The 250-nt window shown below is 58.4% G+C and carries 1 protein-coding gene; it reads right to left on the bottom strand.

Annotated elements, in window-relative coordinates; genetic code table 11:
- Window positions 1–250: hypothetical protein (locus tag HMPREF2907_RS13005; protein WP_168165214.1), on the bottom strand; the 250-nt coding region annotated here is incomplete at both ends.

Raw genomic sequence — 250 nt, 5'->3', positions numbered from 1 at the left:
TTTGGCTTCGTCGGTCAGGTCGAGGGCGTAATCGGTAACACCGTCGGCGTCTTTCGCACCTTCGCTGACTTTAACCGCACCGTTAGCCGCTTGGCTGAGGGTGGTCTTGTCGGCGTTGACGGTGTACTCGGTGTTGTTACCGTCCACTTTTTCGCTGACGGTCACGTTCTTACCGGCGACGACGGTGGTGGTTTTTTCAGTTGCGGCGAGTTGTTCGTTCAGCTGGGCGACGTTGACGGCGTCGGTGGCT

Origin of the sequence: Neisseria sp. HMSC055H02 (assembly GCF_001813335.1) — a bacterium.
GTDB lineage: Bacteria > Pseudomonadota > Gammaproteobacteria > Burkholderiales > Neisseriaceae > Neisseria > Neisseria sicca_C.
This window is presented reverse-complemented; position numbering and strand designations above follow the sequence as displayed.